General features: G+C 59.8%; 9 protein-coding genes. 5 read left to right on the top strand and 4 right to left on the bottom strand.

Annotation, left to right across the window (positions count from 1 at the left end):
* The first annotated feature begins 392 nt into the window (after positions 1–392).
* The gene (locus tag J3U87_RS02215; protein ID WP_237381391.1) at positions 393–2,858 is read left to right on the top strand and encodes a glycogen/starch/alpha-glucan phosphorylase; all 2,466 of its coding nucleotides are present in this window, start codon (positions 393–395) and stop codon (positions 2,856–2,858) included.
* Positions 2,859–3,009: 151 nt separating this feature from the next.
* Here J3U87_RS02215 and J3U87_RS02210 read toward each other — a convergent pair whose 3' ends face one another.
* Entirely contained in the window at positions 3,010–3,417 is a 408-nt protein-coding gene (locus J3U87_RS02210) for a hypothetical protein (RefSeq protein ID WP_237381390.1), read from the bottom strand.
* A 358-nt stretch (positions 3,418–3,775) separates the two neighbouring features.
* Here J3U87_RS02210 and J3U87_RS02205 point away from each other — a divergent pair, with 358 nt between their 5' ends.
* A complete protein-coding gene (locus J3U87_RS02205) occupies positions 3,776–4,666 on the top strand; it encodes a LysR family transcriptional regulator (protein WP_237381389.1) in 891 nt (296 codons plus the stop codon).
* A 69-nt stretch (positions 4,667–4,735) separates the two neighbouring features.
* Here the strand turns inward: J3U87_RS02205 and J3U87_RS02200 are convergent, their stop codons facing one another.
* A complete protein-coding gene (locus J3U87_RS02200) occupies positions 4,736–5,932 on the bottom strand; it encodes a tail fiber domain-containing protein (protein WP_237381388.1) in 1,197 nt (398 codons plus the stop codon).
* A 591-nt stretch (positions 5,933–6,523) separates the two neighbouring features.
* Between J3U87_RS02200 and J3U87_RS02195 the strand changes: the two genes are divergently transcribed.
* Positions 6,524–8,086, top strand: a complete 1,563-nt coding sequence (locus tag J3U87_RS02195) for a tetratricopeptide repeat protein (RefSeq protein ID WP_237381387.1) — start codon at positions 6,524–6,526, stop codon at positions 8,084–8,086.
* A gap of 796 nt (positions 8,087–8,882) precedes the next feature.
* On the opposite strand, the gene J3U87_RS02190 is transcribed toward J3U87_RS02195, so the two are convergent.
* Both J3U87_RS02190 and J3U87_RS02185 read right to left on the bottom strand, forming a co-directional pair.
* The gene (locus J3U87_RS02190; RefSeq protein ID WP_237381386.1) at positions 8,883–12,116 is read right to left on the bottom strand and encodes a CHAT domain-containing protein; all 3,234 of its coding nucleotides are present in this window, start codon (positions 12,114–12,116) and stop codon (positions 8,883–8,885) included.
* Positions 12,117–12,663: 547 nt separating this feature from the next.
* The gene (locus J3U87_RS02185; RefSeq protein ID WP_237381385.1) at positions 12,664–14,658 is read right to left on the bottom strand and encodes a LysM peptidoglycan-binding domain-containing protein; all 1,995 of its coding nucleotides are present in this window, start codon (positions 14,656–14,658) and stop codon (positions 12,664–12,666) included.
* A 224-nt stretch (positions 14,659–14,882) separates the two neighbouring features.
* On the opposite strand from J3U87_RS02185, the gene J3U87_RS02180 reads away from it, so the two are divergent.
* Together J3U87_RS02180 and J3U87_RS02175 are read left to right on the top strand one after the other, a co-directional pair.
* Entirely contained in the window at positions 14,883–15,641 is a 759-nt protein-coding gene (locus J3U87_RS02180; protein WP_237381384.1) for an ABC transporter ATP-binding protein, read from the top strand.
* The gene (locus J3U87_RS02175) at positions 15,638–17,326 is read left to right on the top strand and encodes a putative ABC transporter permease subunit (RefSeq protein WP_237381383.1); all 1,689 of its coding nucleotides are present in this window, start codon (positions 15,638–15,640) and stop codon (positions 17,324–17,326) included. Before J3U87_RS02180 ends, J3U87_RS02175 begins: the two co-directional genes overlap by 4 nt.
* The last annotated feature ends 181 nt before the right edge of the window (positions 17,327–17,507 follow it).

Genomic DNA, 17,507 nt, shown 5'->3' with positions numbered 1-17,507 from the left:
CCGGGCCGGTGACCGCCTGGTCCCCAGCCGCCGGACGGCCAAATGGGGCGCTGCGGCAACGGGCTTGTCACGCTTCGCGTGCGTTCGCTATACTGGCAGCGGAAATTCCGTAGTATTGGCAAACCTTCGGGCTCTTTTCGTTTTCGGAAAAGCATGTCAGGGCATGTCCCACGCGGGTTCGGGCGACGTCACCCATGTGCGCCCGACCTCCCGCCCCCAGCGACGTCCCCTTTGCTCGGGCACCGAACTACACAAGGCGCATCCACGGCCCCGCCGCGACCTCGACGACGGGTGACGCCGCGTGACCCACGACTACGCCGGATCTCAACCCAAACAGGTAGCAAAGTCCTCAAGTCTCACCAGCGAAACGAGAAAGCAAACAAGGTAGCAATATGACTGCAATTGATCACAATCAAGTTCGCCGCGGCATGGACGCCGATTCCATCCGCAAGGACTTTCAAGACCATCTCAATTTCACTTTGGCGAAAGATCAATACAGCGCCACTCAGTTGGATCATTACCAGGCACTGGCTTACACCATTCGCGACCGGCTCATCGACCGGTGGCTCACCACCCAGCAAACCCATCACCAACGCAAAGCCAAACGCGTGTATTACCTTTCCCTGGAATTCCTGATGGGTCGCGTCCTGCACAACAACGTCCTCAATCTGCGCATCGACGATCAAGTCCGCCGTGCCGTGACCGAGCTGGGCTTCGACTACGAGGCGTTGCGCGACGAAGAACACGACATGGGCCTGGGCAACGGCGGTTTGGGTCGCCTGGCCGCCTGTTTCATCGACTCCATGGCCACGCTCGACATCCCGGCCTTCGGCTACGGGATTCGCTACAACTACGGCATTTTCCGCCAGGAGATCGAGAAGGGACGCCAGGTCGAACAACCCGACGATTGGCTGAAATGGGGCAATGTCTGGGAAACCCCGCGCATGAGCCTGCAATTCAAGGTTCAGTTCGGCGGACGGGTCGAACTGGAGAAGGACGCGCAGGGCCGGCTCACCCCCCGCTGGGTCGACGCCCATCCCGTGATCGGCATTCCCTACGACGTGCCCATCGTCGGCTACGGCGGCAAGACGGTCAACACCCTGCGGCTGTGGACCGCCCACGCCCACGAAGATTTTGATTTCGAGGACTTCAACAAGGGCGACTACATCAACGCGGTCGAGCACAAGGTCACCGCCGAAAACCTCACCAAGGTCCTCTATCCCAACGACCTGCACTACCTGGGCAAGGAGCTGCGGCTGCGCCAGCAATACCTGTTCGTCTCCTGCTCCCTGCAGGACATCATCCGCCGCTTCAAAACCGATTCCCAGAACTGGGACGATTTCCCCGACCTGGTCGCCATCCAGCTCAACGACACCCATCCCTCCCTCGCGGTCCCCGAATTGATGCGCCTGCTCGTCGACGTGGAGGGCCTGGACTGGGAGCGGGCCTGGGACATCACGGTCCGCACCTTGGGCTACACCAACCACACCCTGATGCCCGAGGCACTGGAGAAGTGGTCCGTGGAGTTGATCGAGAAGCTGCTGCCCCGGCACCTGCAGATCATCTACGAAATCAACCAACGCTTCATCAAGGACGTGGCCGCGGCCTTCCCCGGCGACATGCACCGCGTCGGCCGCATGAGCATCATCGAGGAGGGCGAGCACCGCATGGTGCGCATGGCCCACCTGGCGATCGTCGGTTCCCATTCCACCAACGGCGTGGCCGAAATCCACACCCGCCTGCTCAAGGAACGGGTCGTGCCCGATTTCGCCGACATGTATCCCAGCCGCTTCAACGCCAAGACCAACGGCATCACCCAGCGCCGCTGGCTGCTGGAGTCGAATCCGCCGCTGGCGCAACTCATCACCGAGACCATCGGCGACTCATGGATCACCGATCTCGGCAGCCTCACCAAGCTCGAGACCCATGCGGACGACTCCGGCTTTCGCGAGCGCTTCCGCGACGTCAAGTACCAGGCCAAGAAGTCCCTGTCCGACTACATGAAGGCCACTTGGAACTGGGACGTGGATCCCACCTGGATCTTCGACGTCCAAATCAAGCGCCTCCACGAGTACAAGCGCCAGCTCATGAACGCGATTCACATCGTCATGCTCTACAACCGGCTGCGCAAGAACCCCGACATGGATTTCCATCCCCAGGCCTTCCTCTTCGGCGCCAAGGCCGCGCCCGGCTACTTCATGGCGAAACTGATCATCAAGTTGATCAACAACATCGGCGACATGATCAACCGCGACGAGACCGTGCGCCACAAACTCCAGGTCCGTTTCCTCCCCAACTACCGCGTCACCCTCGCCGAAAAGCTGATTCCGGCGACCGATGTCTCCGAGCAGATCTCCACCGCCGGCACCGAAGCCTCGGGTACCGGGAACATGAAGTTCATGCTCAACGGGGCGCTCACCGTGGGCACCCTGGACGGCGCCAACGTGGAGATGGCCGAGGAAGTGGGCTCCGAGAACATGTTCATCTTCGGGCTCAACGCCCAGGAAGCCAAGGATCTCGGCGAACACTACAATCCCTACGACTACTACCAGCGCAACGAGGAAGTGCGCGAGGCCCTGGACCTGATCTTCTCCGATCACTTCAGCGTTCTCGAGCGCGGGATTTTCGAGCCGATTCGCCATTCCCTGCTCGAGGGCGGCGATCGCTATCTGCTGCTCGCCGACCTACCCGCCTACGCCGAAGCCCAACAGCGCATCCAGAAGCTGTATCGCGATCGCGAGGAATGGACCCGTCGGGCCGTGCTGAATACGGCCAGTTCCGGCAAGTTCAGTTCGGACCGCACCATCGCCGAATACGCGCGCGACATCTGGAAGGTCGAGCCCTGTAGGGTCGACTGACCCCCTCCCCTTCCCGCCAAGAACCAACAAAAAAGGCGGATTCACGTCTCGACCGTGAATCCGCCTTTCCTTTGTCTCGTTTCGTTTTGCCATTTCCCGAGGGCCGTTCGCGGTTCCCGTGACGAACGGCCCCCAGCGGCACGCCTCGCGCTCAGGCCGGTGCGGCCTTCATGGCGAACATGCCTTTGTAGTTGTCGCGATACATCACGGCGAGGAAGACTTCCAAGGCCACCGTCAAGATGGAAAGCCCCAGGGCGCCCGGATCGAGGAACAGGTGCAGGGTGAAAATGCCCACGATGATCGGCGCCAACAGAACCAGTGCGAAGGGTACGAAGCGGTTGACCAGCAGCAAACCACCGCCCACCAACTCGATGCTCTTGACCAGCGGGAAAAAATAACCGGTGGCTGCCATCGCACCCATGAAGGCACCGGCCGATGCGGAGGGGGTGGGCGGCTCCATGAAATGGAAGAAACCGTTCAATCCGCCCATGACAAAGAAGATGATTCCCAGAATGCCTTGTGCCGCAAAGACGAGATACTTTTTGGTGTTGTCGCTCATGTCTACCTCCCGAGCGTTTCGTTGTGTCTGAACTCAAGATACGCCGCCGCCAACACAAATAAAAGTTTCCTTTTTCAATCATCTTGATCATTTTTTTTTATAACATGGGTATCGGCATGCCTCGCTCGTGCTCGTCCAGTAACGGGTTCTTTGACATGGTTTTTGGGAATCGTCGGAGTTCCCAATGCGAACCGGTATCAGCAGCCAGCCATCAGATTTCAGCTAATCATCTACGGGTACACGCCTTGCCGAGATCTGACCCGGTGAACCGCGAAGCAAATCGACCGGGCCAGGTGAATCTTTCCGATTTTGGATGGGCACGGGCTCAAGCATACACACGTCGAATGGGAGGCTCGTGGTGACGCTTGATCAACTGATCGTTTTGGAGACCATCGTGCGGACAGGCAGTTTTCGGGCCGCATCGGAAGCGCTTTTTCGCACCCAGCCGGCCATCAGCGCCGCCGTCCGCAAGCTGGAAGAGGAACTGAACCTCAAACTGTTTTCACGCGATGGGTACCGACCGGTGCTGACCGAAGCGGGCCGGGCCATCCTGGAAAAGGCGCAGTCGGTGCTGCGTCAGGCGCGCGGGCTGGAGGACCTGGCCGCCAATCTGGCCCAGGGATGCGAACCCGAATTACGCATCGCCGTCAACTCCATTTGCCCGATGCCGATCATCCTGGATTTTTTGCGGCGCTTCGACGAATCCCATCCCGCCACTCGCCTGCGCATCGGTTTCGAAGTGATGGGCGGGACCATCGAGCGCCTGTTGGACGGCGAGGTGGACCTGGCCCTGCTCGCATTGCCTCGCGGAATCGGTACGAGCCTCACCAAGATCCCTCTGGGCAACGTGACCATGCTCTCGGTCGCCGCACCGAACTTCGCGGCCTTCCGCCTGGACCGGGAACCCACGCTCGAGGATATGCGTGGCTTCGTGCAGGTGGTGGTGCGCGATACCACCCGCCACATGCCGAAAATCGATACGGGCGGCATGCTGGAGGGCGGGCGCCATTGGTCGGTGGGCGATCCGTGGATCAAGAAGGAAATCATTCTGGCAGGCCTGGGTTGGGGGGCGTTGCCGGATCATATGATCGAGGCGGAGCTGAAATCCGGAACGCTGTTGCCGCTCACGGGCAGTTTCACCCACCAGGTGGAACTCCCGATCTACCTGGCCCGCCTGACGGAACGCCCACCGGGACGGGTCGCCAGCGAGCTGTGGCACGAGATGGCACGGGAGTTCAGCGATCGATGACGACCTAAACGCAGCACGCCACCGATGCGGCGAGGCATCGGTGGCGCATTCATCAAAGCGTGACTTCGTTTACTTGTCTTGTTGCAGTTGCTGGATCTGGGCCTCCAGGCGCTCCAGTTCCTTGGCCTGAGCTTGGACCACGGTCGTCAACAAGGCGGCCAGGTCCATGGCGCTCAGGCTTTTGCGGCCGGTCATGGCCACCAGGTCCGGCACGTCTTCGGCGATGAAGCCCAAATATTCCTCACCGGGCTCGGCGAGGTACTGGTAGCGCTTCGGCTGAAGCCGCATCAGGGCGCTCTGGGCCTCGGTCGGGCTGAGATCGGCGATCCGATGCTTGAGTGCCCGCGAGGAGGCGTTGGTCCATACCCCTCCGGAGGTGACGTGGGCGCCGCTGCTCATGTGAATGGGGTGGCTGGCGTCGGTGCGTCCGATGCCGATGTTGCCGTTGGTTTGCACGGAGAGCCGGCAGGCATTGGCCGTGTCGTCCCACAGGAAAAGCTTGCCGTCGTTGTTGTGGTTGAACAGGCTGTAGGCTTGATTCACGTTGGCATGGCTGTTCTTGAACTCGACGCCCGCATCTCCGGCGGCATTGGTGGTTTCGATCCGCACCATCGCGTCGGTGCCCGACTCCACGTGAACCTTGGTTTGCGGGCTGAAGGTACCGATGCCCACGTCCTCGTGATCCGGCACCAGATAGACGCCGGTGGCGGTTTCGTTCCAGACATCCTGGCGGGTTGCCGTTTGATAGAAGCCGTCGATCCAGAATTCCAGGGTGGTGAGGCCCAGGGATGAATTGGCCAACAGCTTGAACTTCAATTTCCAACCGATCAGGCCGTCGTCGTCCAAGGGTACGACCACCGTCGGCCAGACCTGAGACTCGAGACCATTTTCCACGTCGGTATGACCGCAATGGTTGTCCGAGTTTTCGAATCCGGTGAAGTCGCCCAGTGCGGGATAGGCATCCATGTACAGGTCGGTGAACCCATTGGCCAACCCATTGACATCGACCTGGGCGCGAATGACGACGTGGGTCGCGGTGTCGGGGAAATCCGTGCCGAGAAGATCCGGGAGATCGAAGCTTCCGGTTTCTTCCCAAAGCCACCATCCAGGATCGCTGGTGGTGTCCTTATTGCCCGGAACGGTGGTGTAGTTGGTGGAGGAGAGCTTCTCTTGATGGTACACGAAGGTACGCGCATCCAAATCGACGCCGGCAAAAATGGGGAACGTCAGCATGGTCGCCATCGAGGCCAAAATTAGACGGAACATGGAAAACTCCTTAACGAAGAACAATTGGTGAAATCGGGTTTGGGGTTTTGCGCGAGGATTTCTTGTCAGGGCCGGTTCACGGTCGCAGGTGCGGTACCGGACTCAGGACACAACCCAGCACAAGTGTTTTTAATTCAGCATGTTGACCGATCCCCCAATTCACCCATCACAGGTGGGCACACGGGTATCGACCGCATTGGAAACAAGCGATGCCACCAGATAGGTCCGAAACCTGTGCCGTCTTCCCGGATTTCCGAAGTGAAAACCGGGGGCCGGGTTTTACACGAGGATGGAGGGTCCATGGGACCGGAAATGAATCAACGCTTTCGCGTCTGACTACAACCTAACGCCGCGGCTTCGGCAGGAGAATGACACTTTGGGATTCCAAAAAAGATACGCTCACAGATAAACTGGACTTAACCGAAAGATTCGGTAGATACCGAGTGTTGAAAAAGAAAGTTTTCTTGTACTTGAAATCAATAATATGGTAGCGACGCCATTTCATAAATAGGCTCCGGCGTGCTTCGCTACATCAGGGTCACTTTTGATTCGATGCCAACTCGAGGGACGTGAAAGGGTTACGGGTTTTACATGCGCCGATCCAGGTTTGACGAGTACGCGCAACGCGCATATGTGATCGCGTTTTTTCTTCATGGAAATCGACAGGTCGCGTTTTCGGTTGTCGCCGACGCGTTCGCCTTCCTGCCGGTGACGATGTTCAGGCAACAGAAACGCGCCTATTATCGCGCGGCCCAACCTTCGAAAACACAGTTCACCGAAGCCCAACTGCTGCAACAACTGGTCATGGAGCGTTCGTTGCTTTTCGAAAGGAAAAACGAACGCCAGGGCTTGGCAACCGAATGGGACCTGTTCGTCAGATACGTCAAATTCATCGTGCAGCGGACGACGCCCCACACCGCCTTCCACGTCACGGTCGGTCTCACCCGGTTCATTTACGACTACACGAGCGCCGACTGTGCCGCCCTCTTCGAATCATTGGACCAAAACCGAATCCTGGACATGGCCGCCTATCGCCGGGCCAAGGCGCGCCTGCATGCCGACGTGAAGAGCCGCTTCGATGGGTTCATCGTCGAAAAAATCGGCTTTCGCGGCGAGAAGTTCTTCGAAATCGACCAGCGACCTCATCGGTGGATCCCCCTCCTCCATCGATGTATGGCCCTGTTTTCACCCTGGCCGGCGGACAGAGCCGATGAAAACATGGAACGCATCCAGGTTATGCTTGAACCGCAAACCCTGAGCGACCGAGTCCGCGACCTCGACCTGACCCCGTTGGACGAAGCTCTGAGGATTCCCAGGTTCGTGAATGTGAAAGACAAAGAAACGCCCGAACAAAACGACCACCCCGAGTTGGAACCGGAACAGAGAGAAGAGCTGTACGAGCGTTTCGTGCTCTCGAAACGAGGGGTGACGGAGCTTCGACTGCTGGTCGTGAAGGTCGGCGGCCAGGAAATCAAACGGTGGACGCTGGGAGGCACCGAACCGGTCATGCTCGAACTGGATGCCCATGACGACAACCTGGAAGTTTGGGGCGGCAGCGACGGCGACCTGCAGCCGCTGTGTTTCCATCCCCTGTGGGGTGGTCTTTCGAGCCCCGAGGAGGGCACCAGCGAGCACATGTCGCTGGGGCAGGGGCGCAGCCTTCGATTCCGATGGTTCGACCACGGCACCCTGCTTCACCTCAGCTATTTCGACAACCGGTTCCAGCGTCTGGTCAGCACCCTGGCCCAGTGGTGGTCGGGTTTGGCGACGACCCCTCGCTGGGTTCTGGTTTGCGGCTTGATCCTGTTGCCGCTGTTGGGCTGGTTTCTGGGAACATCTCGCGCACCGCAGTTGATCGACCCCATCCCTGATATCGTTCGATCCGACGAGGTCCCCTTCGCCTTCCCACCGGAGACCCGTACCTACGACCGCGAGATCGCCAAAGCCCTGTTTGAACGCGGCGTCCACCTGCTGGGTCGGGACAGCGCGGAGGACCATCGGGCGGCACTGCGAGATTTCGAGTTGGCCTATCGACTGGACCCCGAGTTCGTGCGCGCCCTGGAACACATGATCCTGGCCGCGGAGCTGGTCGGGGACGAGGAAAAGGCGGCCAAATACATGGAGATGTTGAAACGCCGGGATCAGGAGCCCTGAGACCGCCGGAACTCCTGGAAACAAAGCCCCTGACCAGTGGGCATAGCCAACTCGATTTCGGGAAAGAAACAACGCGAAGCGAGCCGATCCCGAGGGCCCGCACGTGCGCAAGAGACGTAAAGCCTGCAGGTTGAGCAGGGCCGGTAAGGCAGCTTGCTCAACCAGCCGAAGCCCCGCCGATGCGATGTATCGATACGATCGAGAGGGCCTGGATCTCGGCTTTGACCTGCTCGGGCGAGGGGATCGCTCCGCTCTTTGGCTCAATACCTGGCCGAAGCCGACGTCGCTTCGATTGGTGGAGCAAGCTGCTCCACCTACAGGCCTTGCCGCCCTTCCCGAGATGCGGGAACTCCCCGATCACGCGCTACGATGGGTCGACCTGATTCGGGTCAGGGATCCGTTCCCCCAAGATCGGCAGCTCGTCGGAGCCACCTGGCACGAGCTCCCCGCAAGTACACAAGCTTCGTAAAGCCTGTAGGTATGGCACGGCCGGTATGGCACGGCCGGTATGGCACGGCCGGTATGCCACGGCCGGTATGGCAGCCTGCCTTACCGGTCCTACTCAACCAATCGAAGCAACTGAGCAAGGATCGAAATCCATCATTGAGAGATCTAGAGGCTCGACTTATCTGCCTCGCTCTTTTCCCACCCGATCTTGCGAAGCGTGGATCGCTTCGAAGTGTCGGGCCGGCGGCCCAACCTACCGGGCATGACGACTCTCTCGGCATCCGGGCACGCCGATTGGATTCGTTTCGAATGAGACCTCCGGGATTGGCACATTTTCCCTCGCGAAAACTCAGTTCCAGGGCCCGATGAGCTGGAAGGCTCCCCAATAATAAGGATGGGAGGCATCGAATCGGCGCGATTCCCCATCGGCATCGGTGATGGTGACGGGCCCACGGATCAGCTCCAGTTGGGCCCGGCGCAGGGCCTCGTCCTTCGCGAGCCCCTCATCGAGAAACCGGTAGAAGTGCTCCATCAGCAACGAAGTGGAGAGGTCGTTGGCGGCCCAGAGCGAGGCCACCACGGAGCGCGCCCCCGCGTATTGGAACGCCTGGGTGAGCCCAAGCAACCCCTCGCCCCCGAAATCCTTGCCCAACGCGGTTTCACAGCCGGAAAGCACCACCAGATCGGCGTGAAGCCGCAATTGCTCGTAAATTTCCCACACCTGCAGCAGACCGTTGTCCCGCTTGTCCTTCCCATCGGTCGGAATGGTCAACGCCAAGTAGGAGTCCATGGGGAACCGGTTGTCCAACCCTGCGTGACAGGCAAAGTGGACGTGCGTCGTTTCCGGGCCGAGGGACTTGGTTTTCTCCTCGATCGCTGCCGCACCGAGGTATAGGGAGACATTGTCGCGAAACAGTTTCGAGATGGCCATGACCTCGCGCTCGGAGTACGGAAGCGGCTCGAACGCGAAGTCGCGGTTTTTCATCGCCGAGCGAACCCTGGCGTCCAAATCCCGGGCTTCGTTTCGGGCAACGGCGGGCGAGGGATATTTGGGATTGCCGAAGGCCGCCAGATGTGACCCCTCGGGTCCCTTTTGGGCCTTCAACATGGCGAAAATCGTCGCACTCTCCACCTTGGTCACCGGCTTCCACGCCACCAGGTGACGACCCTCCGCCATTCCGGCGGGCGCCGGATCCATGATCAGCACATTGAACGGCAGGGTGTGAAGCGGGCCGTCGGGAACGACCAGCAATCGCTCGGCATCGACCAACAAGGGCGCGATCGGGGCGATCAGGGTTCCGTAGAGATCGCGACACAGCCGATCCAACAAACGACGGGTGCCCGCACCGCCCGATTTCAACTTGATGCGGGTGTGCAGGTCGCGAACCTGTGCGGCCAGGTCCTCGCTGCCGCGTTCAATGGTCACGACCCTGGCAAGCCCGCGCTCGTTCAACACGAACAGAAAGGTCCGCTCCTCCATCACGGCGTAGCTGAGCAACACCGTGCTTTCGTCAAGCGCGGCTCGCACCTCCTCCAATTTCAGAGGTCTGGGATGGCGGATGGCGGCAGTGCGTGGCGCAGCCTCGTGAATGTCTACGACGATCTGGCCGTGCCGAACGCGCAATTCGCGTCGCGCTGCATCCAACCGCTCGATTTCCGCGCGGTTCTCGGGCACCACTTTGGCCCGCTCCGACAGCAGCCGGTCATAACGTGAGCCCAGGTCCTTCAACGCGGCCAGCAATTCCGCAGGGATCTCGTCTTTCTCGAACGACAAACGCCGCCGCCCGAGTTGGCCCCGCAAGTTGCGGGCTCGCAGGGTTTCCAACAACTCGAACGCCGCTTCGTGCTTTTCGGCTTTCACCAGATAGGTGAGATAGTTGCGGTAAATGTCGTCTTCCTGGCTCAGGTAGCGGGCATTCTGTAACAGGGTACCGCCCAGGGCCACGATTTGGGCATCCATCGCGTTGCGAGATCGCTCGAAATATTCGCCGGCCCGCTCCATCTGCCCCTGGTTTTGAACGCTCAAGGCCAATCGGTTCCAAACAAGGGCCGTAAACTTCGACTCCGGACTGATGTCCTCGGCGATCTTCAGCGATTGGCGGTAGTAGGAAGCCGCTTCGGCCCATTTCTCCTGCCGCAGGTAAAGCGATCCCATCGCAGAGCGTACCTTGGCCAGATCCATCGTCGGACCCTTGAGCGAAGCCAAGGCCTGCTTCAGGTACCCTTCACTTTTTTCGAAATCTCCGGCGGCGGTGAACATGATCCCCAGGTTGAGGTGACTGGTCATCAATTCCGCCTCGGATTTCGTCAGGGTCCGTTCCGCGATACGGATGGATTCCAGATAGTACTTTTCGGCGTTTTCGTAGTCTTTGAGGTTTTGGTAGGCCAAGGCGAGGTTGTGAAGCGCAGCGGCCAGACCTTCACTTTCGGAACCTTTGTACCCGTCTTTGGCCTGAAGCAGCAAATCGCGCGCGTATTCGAAATCGCCAATCCAGATGGTGACCAGGCCCATGCTGCTGAGAAAATTGAGGTGGACCATACTGCCTGGATCGACTTTGGAAGACAGTTCGAGCGCGCGCGCCATGTATTGCTGAGCCTGGGCCAGGTCCCCGATTTCGGTGCTCAGGCCCGCCAGCAGGTGGAGCGTTTTCGCCGGTTCCATACTATCGGGGGCGAGTGCCTCGCGGATCGCCAACGCCTCCCGCAATCGTTCCTCGGCCTTTTTGAAGGCACCGCCGTACCAGGCCGTGCCTCCCTGATAGTTGAGGGCATAGGAAAGCGCCATGCTTTTGCCCAGCGGTCTGTAGATGCGTATGCCTTCTTCGAAGGTATCCCAGGCCGTTTCCCAGCTCTGGGTGCGCTGGAGCAGTCTGCCGAGAAACACGGTCTGGCGCGCGTAACGGGGCCCTTCACCGTCGTGTCGCCGAATCAAGGCCCGGGCGGCTTCACTGGATTCAATGGACTTGTCCAGTTTTCTCGCTCTCAGGAATCCCAGTCGGCGGGCGTCCATAATGGCGATGCGGGCCTGATCGTGCGGCGCGCTGGCCCAAGCCCGATCGTAGGCTTCCAGGGCCTTGTCCCATTTCCGCTGTTTCATCCACCGCTGGCCCATGTCGTAGGCCAGCCAGCAGGCCAGTTCGGCGGGCAGGTCGGCACGATCCAGAAGTTCCTGCCATGCACCCATCCCCTGCTCCACCTGACCGGAGACGACCAACGCCAAGCCTCGCGCATAGGGCTCGCGAAACGGGTCGTCCAGTGATGGCCGCACATCGAACCGCCACATGTTGGGCAGCAGTTCGATCTTCACCGGCTTGCCCTCGCGCACGACGTGCAGCGCGACCGGCACGATCAAGCCGTCCCCTTCCAGCATGCGCAGGAATTCGAAGACCGTGGGGGGCGCCTGGTTTTCGGCACCCTTGGGCAGTCGCCATCCGGTCACGATGTCGCCGGGTTTCAAGCGAAGCGCCACGGGCGGCGTCTTGGGAAGTCCCTCGATCACGATGCCCGGCGTATGGTCGTGCGCCAGGCAGGGCGATATCGACCAAGTGCAAAGGAACCCGAGCAGAAAAACACGGAATACCATAGAAACACCCGACTTATGGCCTAGGCGGACAGAGCGTAAGGCCGATGATCACGTTGATGGAACATTCATGATAACAGGGTGAATGCCATTCCTCCACCGCGGTTTTTACCGATTTTTTCAAACTACTGGTAAAATTCAATTTTTACCATGGAGTCACCACTCAGGCCGGGGACCCGGGTTTCAGGTGGGTAACAAATCGAAGCGAATCGCTTGGGAGTTCCCGCATTTACGGAAGGGGCGTCGTCGCTGTAGGTTGGCCCGCTGGGCCGACGCGTCGAAGCAACATGATCAACGGCAGCAGGCTACGACAAAGAGCGAAGCGCGCTCTTTCCCCGATCGTACCAAAGCGGAGTGACCTGCTAGCGGAATCCCCGCATGCAGACAGAGACGTCGTGCCTGTAGGTTGAGCTGCCAGCTCAACCAGTAGAAGCAATATTAGTAACGGGAGTGGGTTACAACAAAGAGCGAAGCCGATCACTCCCCTGGCCACGCGCCAACGAAACCGAAAAGTCCAAGATTCCCGCATCGCGAGAGGGCCGTAAGGCACCTACAGATAGAGTGTCAATTTCTGGCCGACCGTGATCTTGTGCTGCGATTTGAGGCGGTTCCATTCCATGATCTTGCCCACGCTGACTTTGTAGCGTGCGGCGATTTTCGACAGCGTGTCGCCGGCCTTGATGCGGTAGGTCACGACTCGCCCCGAAACGCCCGATCGATTCGGAATCTTGACCCGCTGACCGACCCGAATCGTGCTCCGCTTGTTGAAGCCGTTGATTCGCAGAAGCTTGGACAAGCCGACCCGGTGCCGCTGGGCGATTTCCGACAGGGTGTCGCCGCGTTGCACGCGGTAGTAGGTGTACCCCCGTGCCCGGCTGGGCGGCTTGCGTTGGCGATCCCACCGATCCCCTTGATGGATGCTCAGGGACTGGCCCGGCTCCGGCGCGAAGGGGTCCAGGTCGGCGTTCAGGCTGAGAATCGAGGGAATGGTGGTTTGGAAGCGTTTGGAAATGAGGTACAGGGTGTCGCCGCGTTTGACCTCGTAGCGAACGTCCTTGGCCTCCAGCCGCTCCTCGCGATCGAACTCCTGGACCCTCAAGGGATAGGCCCGGCGACTGCCCTTGGGAATGAGCAGTTTTTGACCGACGCGCAGACGACGGGGATTGTTGATGGCGTTGAGGCTGGTGAGGGCGTGGACCGTGGTCCCGAACCGTTTGGCCAGCTTGCCCAGGGTATCGCCGCGTTCCAGGGTGTAACGCTGCCAGGAGACCCGTTGGGCCGGCGGCAGGGTGGCGAGCGCCTTTTCGGCGGCCTCCTTCATGCCGCGCGGTACGCGGATGCGGGTGGTTTCCTCGTCGGGAGAGACACCGCGAATCAGGTGCTGGTTGAGGTAGGCCAGCTCCAAAGTATTGAGTCCCATCGCCTTGGCCAGGACGTCCAGTTCCACCGCTTCTTCCACGACCAGGGTGTCGCTCTCCAGCGGTTGCTGGTAGTCCAGGTTGGCGAAGCCGTGCTGTTCCGGATTCTTGGCGATGGTGACACCAGCCAGGTAGGCCGGAATGTACCCGATGGTTTCGCGCGGCAGAAGCCGGCGCCGGGCCATGTGCCAGAAATCGCGACTGCCGCCCCGGCGAATCGCGCGGCGCACCCGCCCGGGACCCGCGTTGTAGGCGCACAGGGCCAGATACCAATCGCCGAACTCCTCGTGCAAATCTTTCAGATGCTTGGCCGCGGCCCGGGTCGCCGCTTCGGGATCCATGCGCTCGTCCACCCACCAATTCACCCGAAGCTTGTAGATGCGGGCGGTGCTGGCGATGAACTGCCAGAGCCCGATCGCGCTGGCTCGCGACTTGGCCCGGTTCCGATACGCCGATTCGATCAGCGGCAGGTAGCAGAGATCCAGGGGAACGCCTTCCTCCTCGAACACCTTGCGCATCATCGGCAGATAGCGCGTGGAGCGTTCCAGCCCCGCGCCGATGATGTGGCCCCGGTCGGTGGAAAAGGCGCGAATGAAGCTCTGCACCACCCGGTTGGTTTTGATCGGCACGTCGTAATCCACCGGTTGATCGCCCAACTGCTCCAGGTTCGACCAGTTCGAATCGATCTCCCGCAATTCCAGGTCCACCAGGGTGTCGTCGACCAGTTTGTCCAGCGCCGAGGCGGTGTATCCATTGTCCTCGGCGAAAAGCCCACCGAATTCCCGCTCGGCCTGGTGGATGTGCTCCACCAGGTGCATCAGGTGGTACTGAAGATCCTCGGAATGGGCGCCGGCATCGCTTTCACAGGTCATCAGCTCCTGCAACGCCAGATCGAAGTACTGGCGGGCGAGGTCGTCGCGGTTGGTCTCCAGAGCGGTGAGACCCCGCTGGTAGAGCGCTTCACTGGTTTCGATCGCCGCCTCGACCGGATCGGGCTCGGCTGCGATTTCGACGACCGGTTCCGGCTCGATCGCGGCCACCGGTTCTGGTACTTTCTTGGTGCAGTGGAGCGAAAGGAGAACCAGGGCGATAAGGGCCCAACGGTTGGCTAAGTGGCATTCTTTCATTGAGATCGCGTTCCTTGAGCGGTGTCGAAGTGTTTCCCGAAAAGATCGGAGCGGGTTAGAATGGGACTGCCGTTAACCGTGAAAAACGAGGAACCATCATCGTCCCCCCGTCCTTTTGGGCTTTGGCTTCGTCTCAGCATCCAGCGGACTTTTTTCGGAAGTGCTTTGCGCGTCAAACGGGGCGAGCCTGGCAGATTCACGATGTCTCGAACTACGGAGGGTTCATGATCAGACTCGAGGGCGTTGTCAAATCTTATCAAAACTTCGTGGCCGTGAACGGACTTACCCTACACGTTCCGCCCGGTAGCGTCTTCGGCTTCCTGGGCCCCAACGGCGCCGGCAAAACGACAACGATTCGCATGCTGACCGGAATTCTGGAGCCCGACGAGGGCAGTTTGTTGGTTTTCGGCAAGACCTACCGAAAAAACCGAAACGATATTCTCAATCGACTGGGCTACGTGCCCGACCGACCCTTTCTCTACGGAAAGCTGACCGCGATGGAACTGCTCCGCTTCCTCGGCAGCCTGCGCAAAATACAGGGTGCCGAAGTGCAGCGCCGCGCCATGGATCTGCTGGACCAGTTCAACCTGGCCGATTTCGCCAACCAGTTGATCGAGCGCTATTCACACGGCATGCGTCAGAAATTGGTGCTGGCCTCCGCGCTGCTTCACGATCCGGATCTGCTGATCGTCGACGAACCGATGGTCGGTCTCGACCCGCGTGCGGCCAAACAGGTCAAGGAACTCATTCTCCAGTTCGCCAGGCAGGGCAAGAGCGTGTTCATGTCGACCCATACGCTCGAGGTCGCCGCCCAGCTATGCCATCAGGTGGGCATCATCCACAAGGGCAAGCTGGTCGCCGACGAAAGCATTCCCAATTTGACCAAGCGCATCGAGGCCAACGACGGCGATTTGGAAGCGGTATTCATGGCGTTGACCAAGGATTTGGAGCGCGATCAGGACCGGGAGGTGGTTCCGTTTTGATTCACGATTACGTTGTCCTGGACCGGCTTGGGTTCTACCAGCTCAAAAACCGTTTCCTCGTGAATTTCCAACGCAATCCCATCGTCATGATCCTGCTCCTCTGCCTGGGTGGACTCTTCTATTGGGGCTACCTCGAGCTGAGCGTGATGCTGCTGGCCTTCATCTTCAAACAACCCGTGTACGGGGTCTTGCTGGCGACCAAACTGATCCAGATCCTGCTCTTCATCGCGCTGGGCATCGGGCTCATGTCCAGCCTCACCAACGCCATCGCCCACTTCTACCTCAGCCGGGACCTCGAGTTCCAATTCAGTCTGCCCGTCAATTTGAACAGTTGGTTGCTGCATCGCTTCTTTCAGGTCTACATCCAATCCAACTGGATGCTGCTCCTGTTCGGCGGCCCCTTCATCTGGATCTTTCTCGACCTGAGCGGCAACAACATGCTCGTCTGCCTGCTGGGCGTCGGGGTGCTCGCCGCCCTGTCGGCCTTTCCCGTGCTGTTTTCGACGCTGCTCTGCATGTCGCTCGTCAAGGTCTTCCCCGCCCGCCGGGTTCACCAGGTTTTTCTCGTGGCTACCGTGATCATGGTCGCCAGCCTGGTATTCCTCTTCCGCTACCTGGAGCCCGAGCAGTTCATCGGCCCCGGAGGGATGGATCGGTTTCGCGGGTACATCGACCTGGTCAGCCTCGATTCCCAACAATGGAACCCCGCCATCTGGGCCTCGAACCTGCTCGCCGCACTCAGCCAGAAACAGTGGACCGAGGCGCTGCGTCACGGCGGTCAGCTCGGCGGCGCCTTCGTCGGGACCGTGGGTTTCATGTTGCTGGCGGGTCGCCGCCTGTATCGATCGTCCTGGGACCGGGCGCTGCAGTCGCTCAGCGGCGAGGGCGAAATTCAACTCGACATCGCCAAGGATTCCTTCCTCAGCCGCGGTCTGCAGTATCCGCGCTGGAGCCAGGAAGCCCGCGAGGTCCTGTTGTTCCTGCGCGACCCCTCGCAGTGGTCGCAGGTCTTCGTCCTGCTGGCACTTTTGGGACTGTACCTGTTTTCGGTCACCAAACTGCCGCAAAACCCATTCGGCGGCACCATGTACAACCTGGCCCTGGGCAATTCGGGGTTCGTCGCCTTCATCTCCCTGTCGTTGGCCAGTCGCTTCGTGTTCACCTCCTTCAGCAGTGACGGCCAGGCGATATGGCTCATGAAAACCACCCCGGACGGCTGGGTCCACTTCGTGCGGGGCAAATTGTTGGTCTACGGCGTGCCAACCCTTATTTTTGCACTCGTGTTGAATCTGCTCTCCGGCATGCTGATGAAACTGACCGGCGAACAATTGCTGTACCTTGGCATCGGCGTAGTGTGGGATACCGCCTTCATGGTCTTCCTGGCTTTGGGCCTGGGTATGTTGTTCATCAATCCGGGCATCGACAACCCGTTGAAGATGATCGTCTCCACGGGCGGATTCCTGCTGATGGCGGTCGGCCTGTTCGTCACCTTGCTGCACGTCATACTGAGATTGACGAGCAACAGCCCCGAAATCAACTTACTGCTTTCCTACATGACCTGGTGGCCAGACCTCCAGGATGGGAAAGTGTATTACTATTTCGGCAGCCTTTTTCTGATCGAGGCGCTCGGTCTCGTCTGGTTGTGTCGACAGGGGCTGACGCATTTGCGCATCGGTGATTTCTAACCGCGGCGGGTGGCTCCGTTTTTTGTGCAGGCTGCCGCGATAGTGAGTGCCGTTTTGTTTTTCTATAGTGCCGCATTGAGAACCCACTGGATTATAGAGCGTTGCGCGAACCGCAAAACGTGATAGCGGAATATTGCCCAGAGTTAGGATTTTCTCGGGGTTACCGAGAATCCGGATTTTC

Origin of the sequence: Sulfidibacter corallicola, assembly GCF_017498545.1 — a bacterium.
Classification (GTDB): domain Bacteria; phylum Acidobacteriota; class Holophagae; order Acanthopleuribacterales; family Acanthopleuribacteraceae; genus Sulfidibacter; species Sulfidibacter corallicola.
This window is presented reverse-complemented; position numbering and strand designations above follow the sequence as displayed.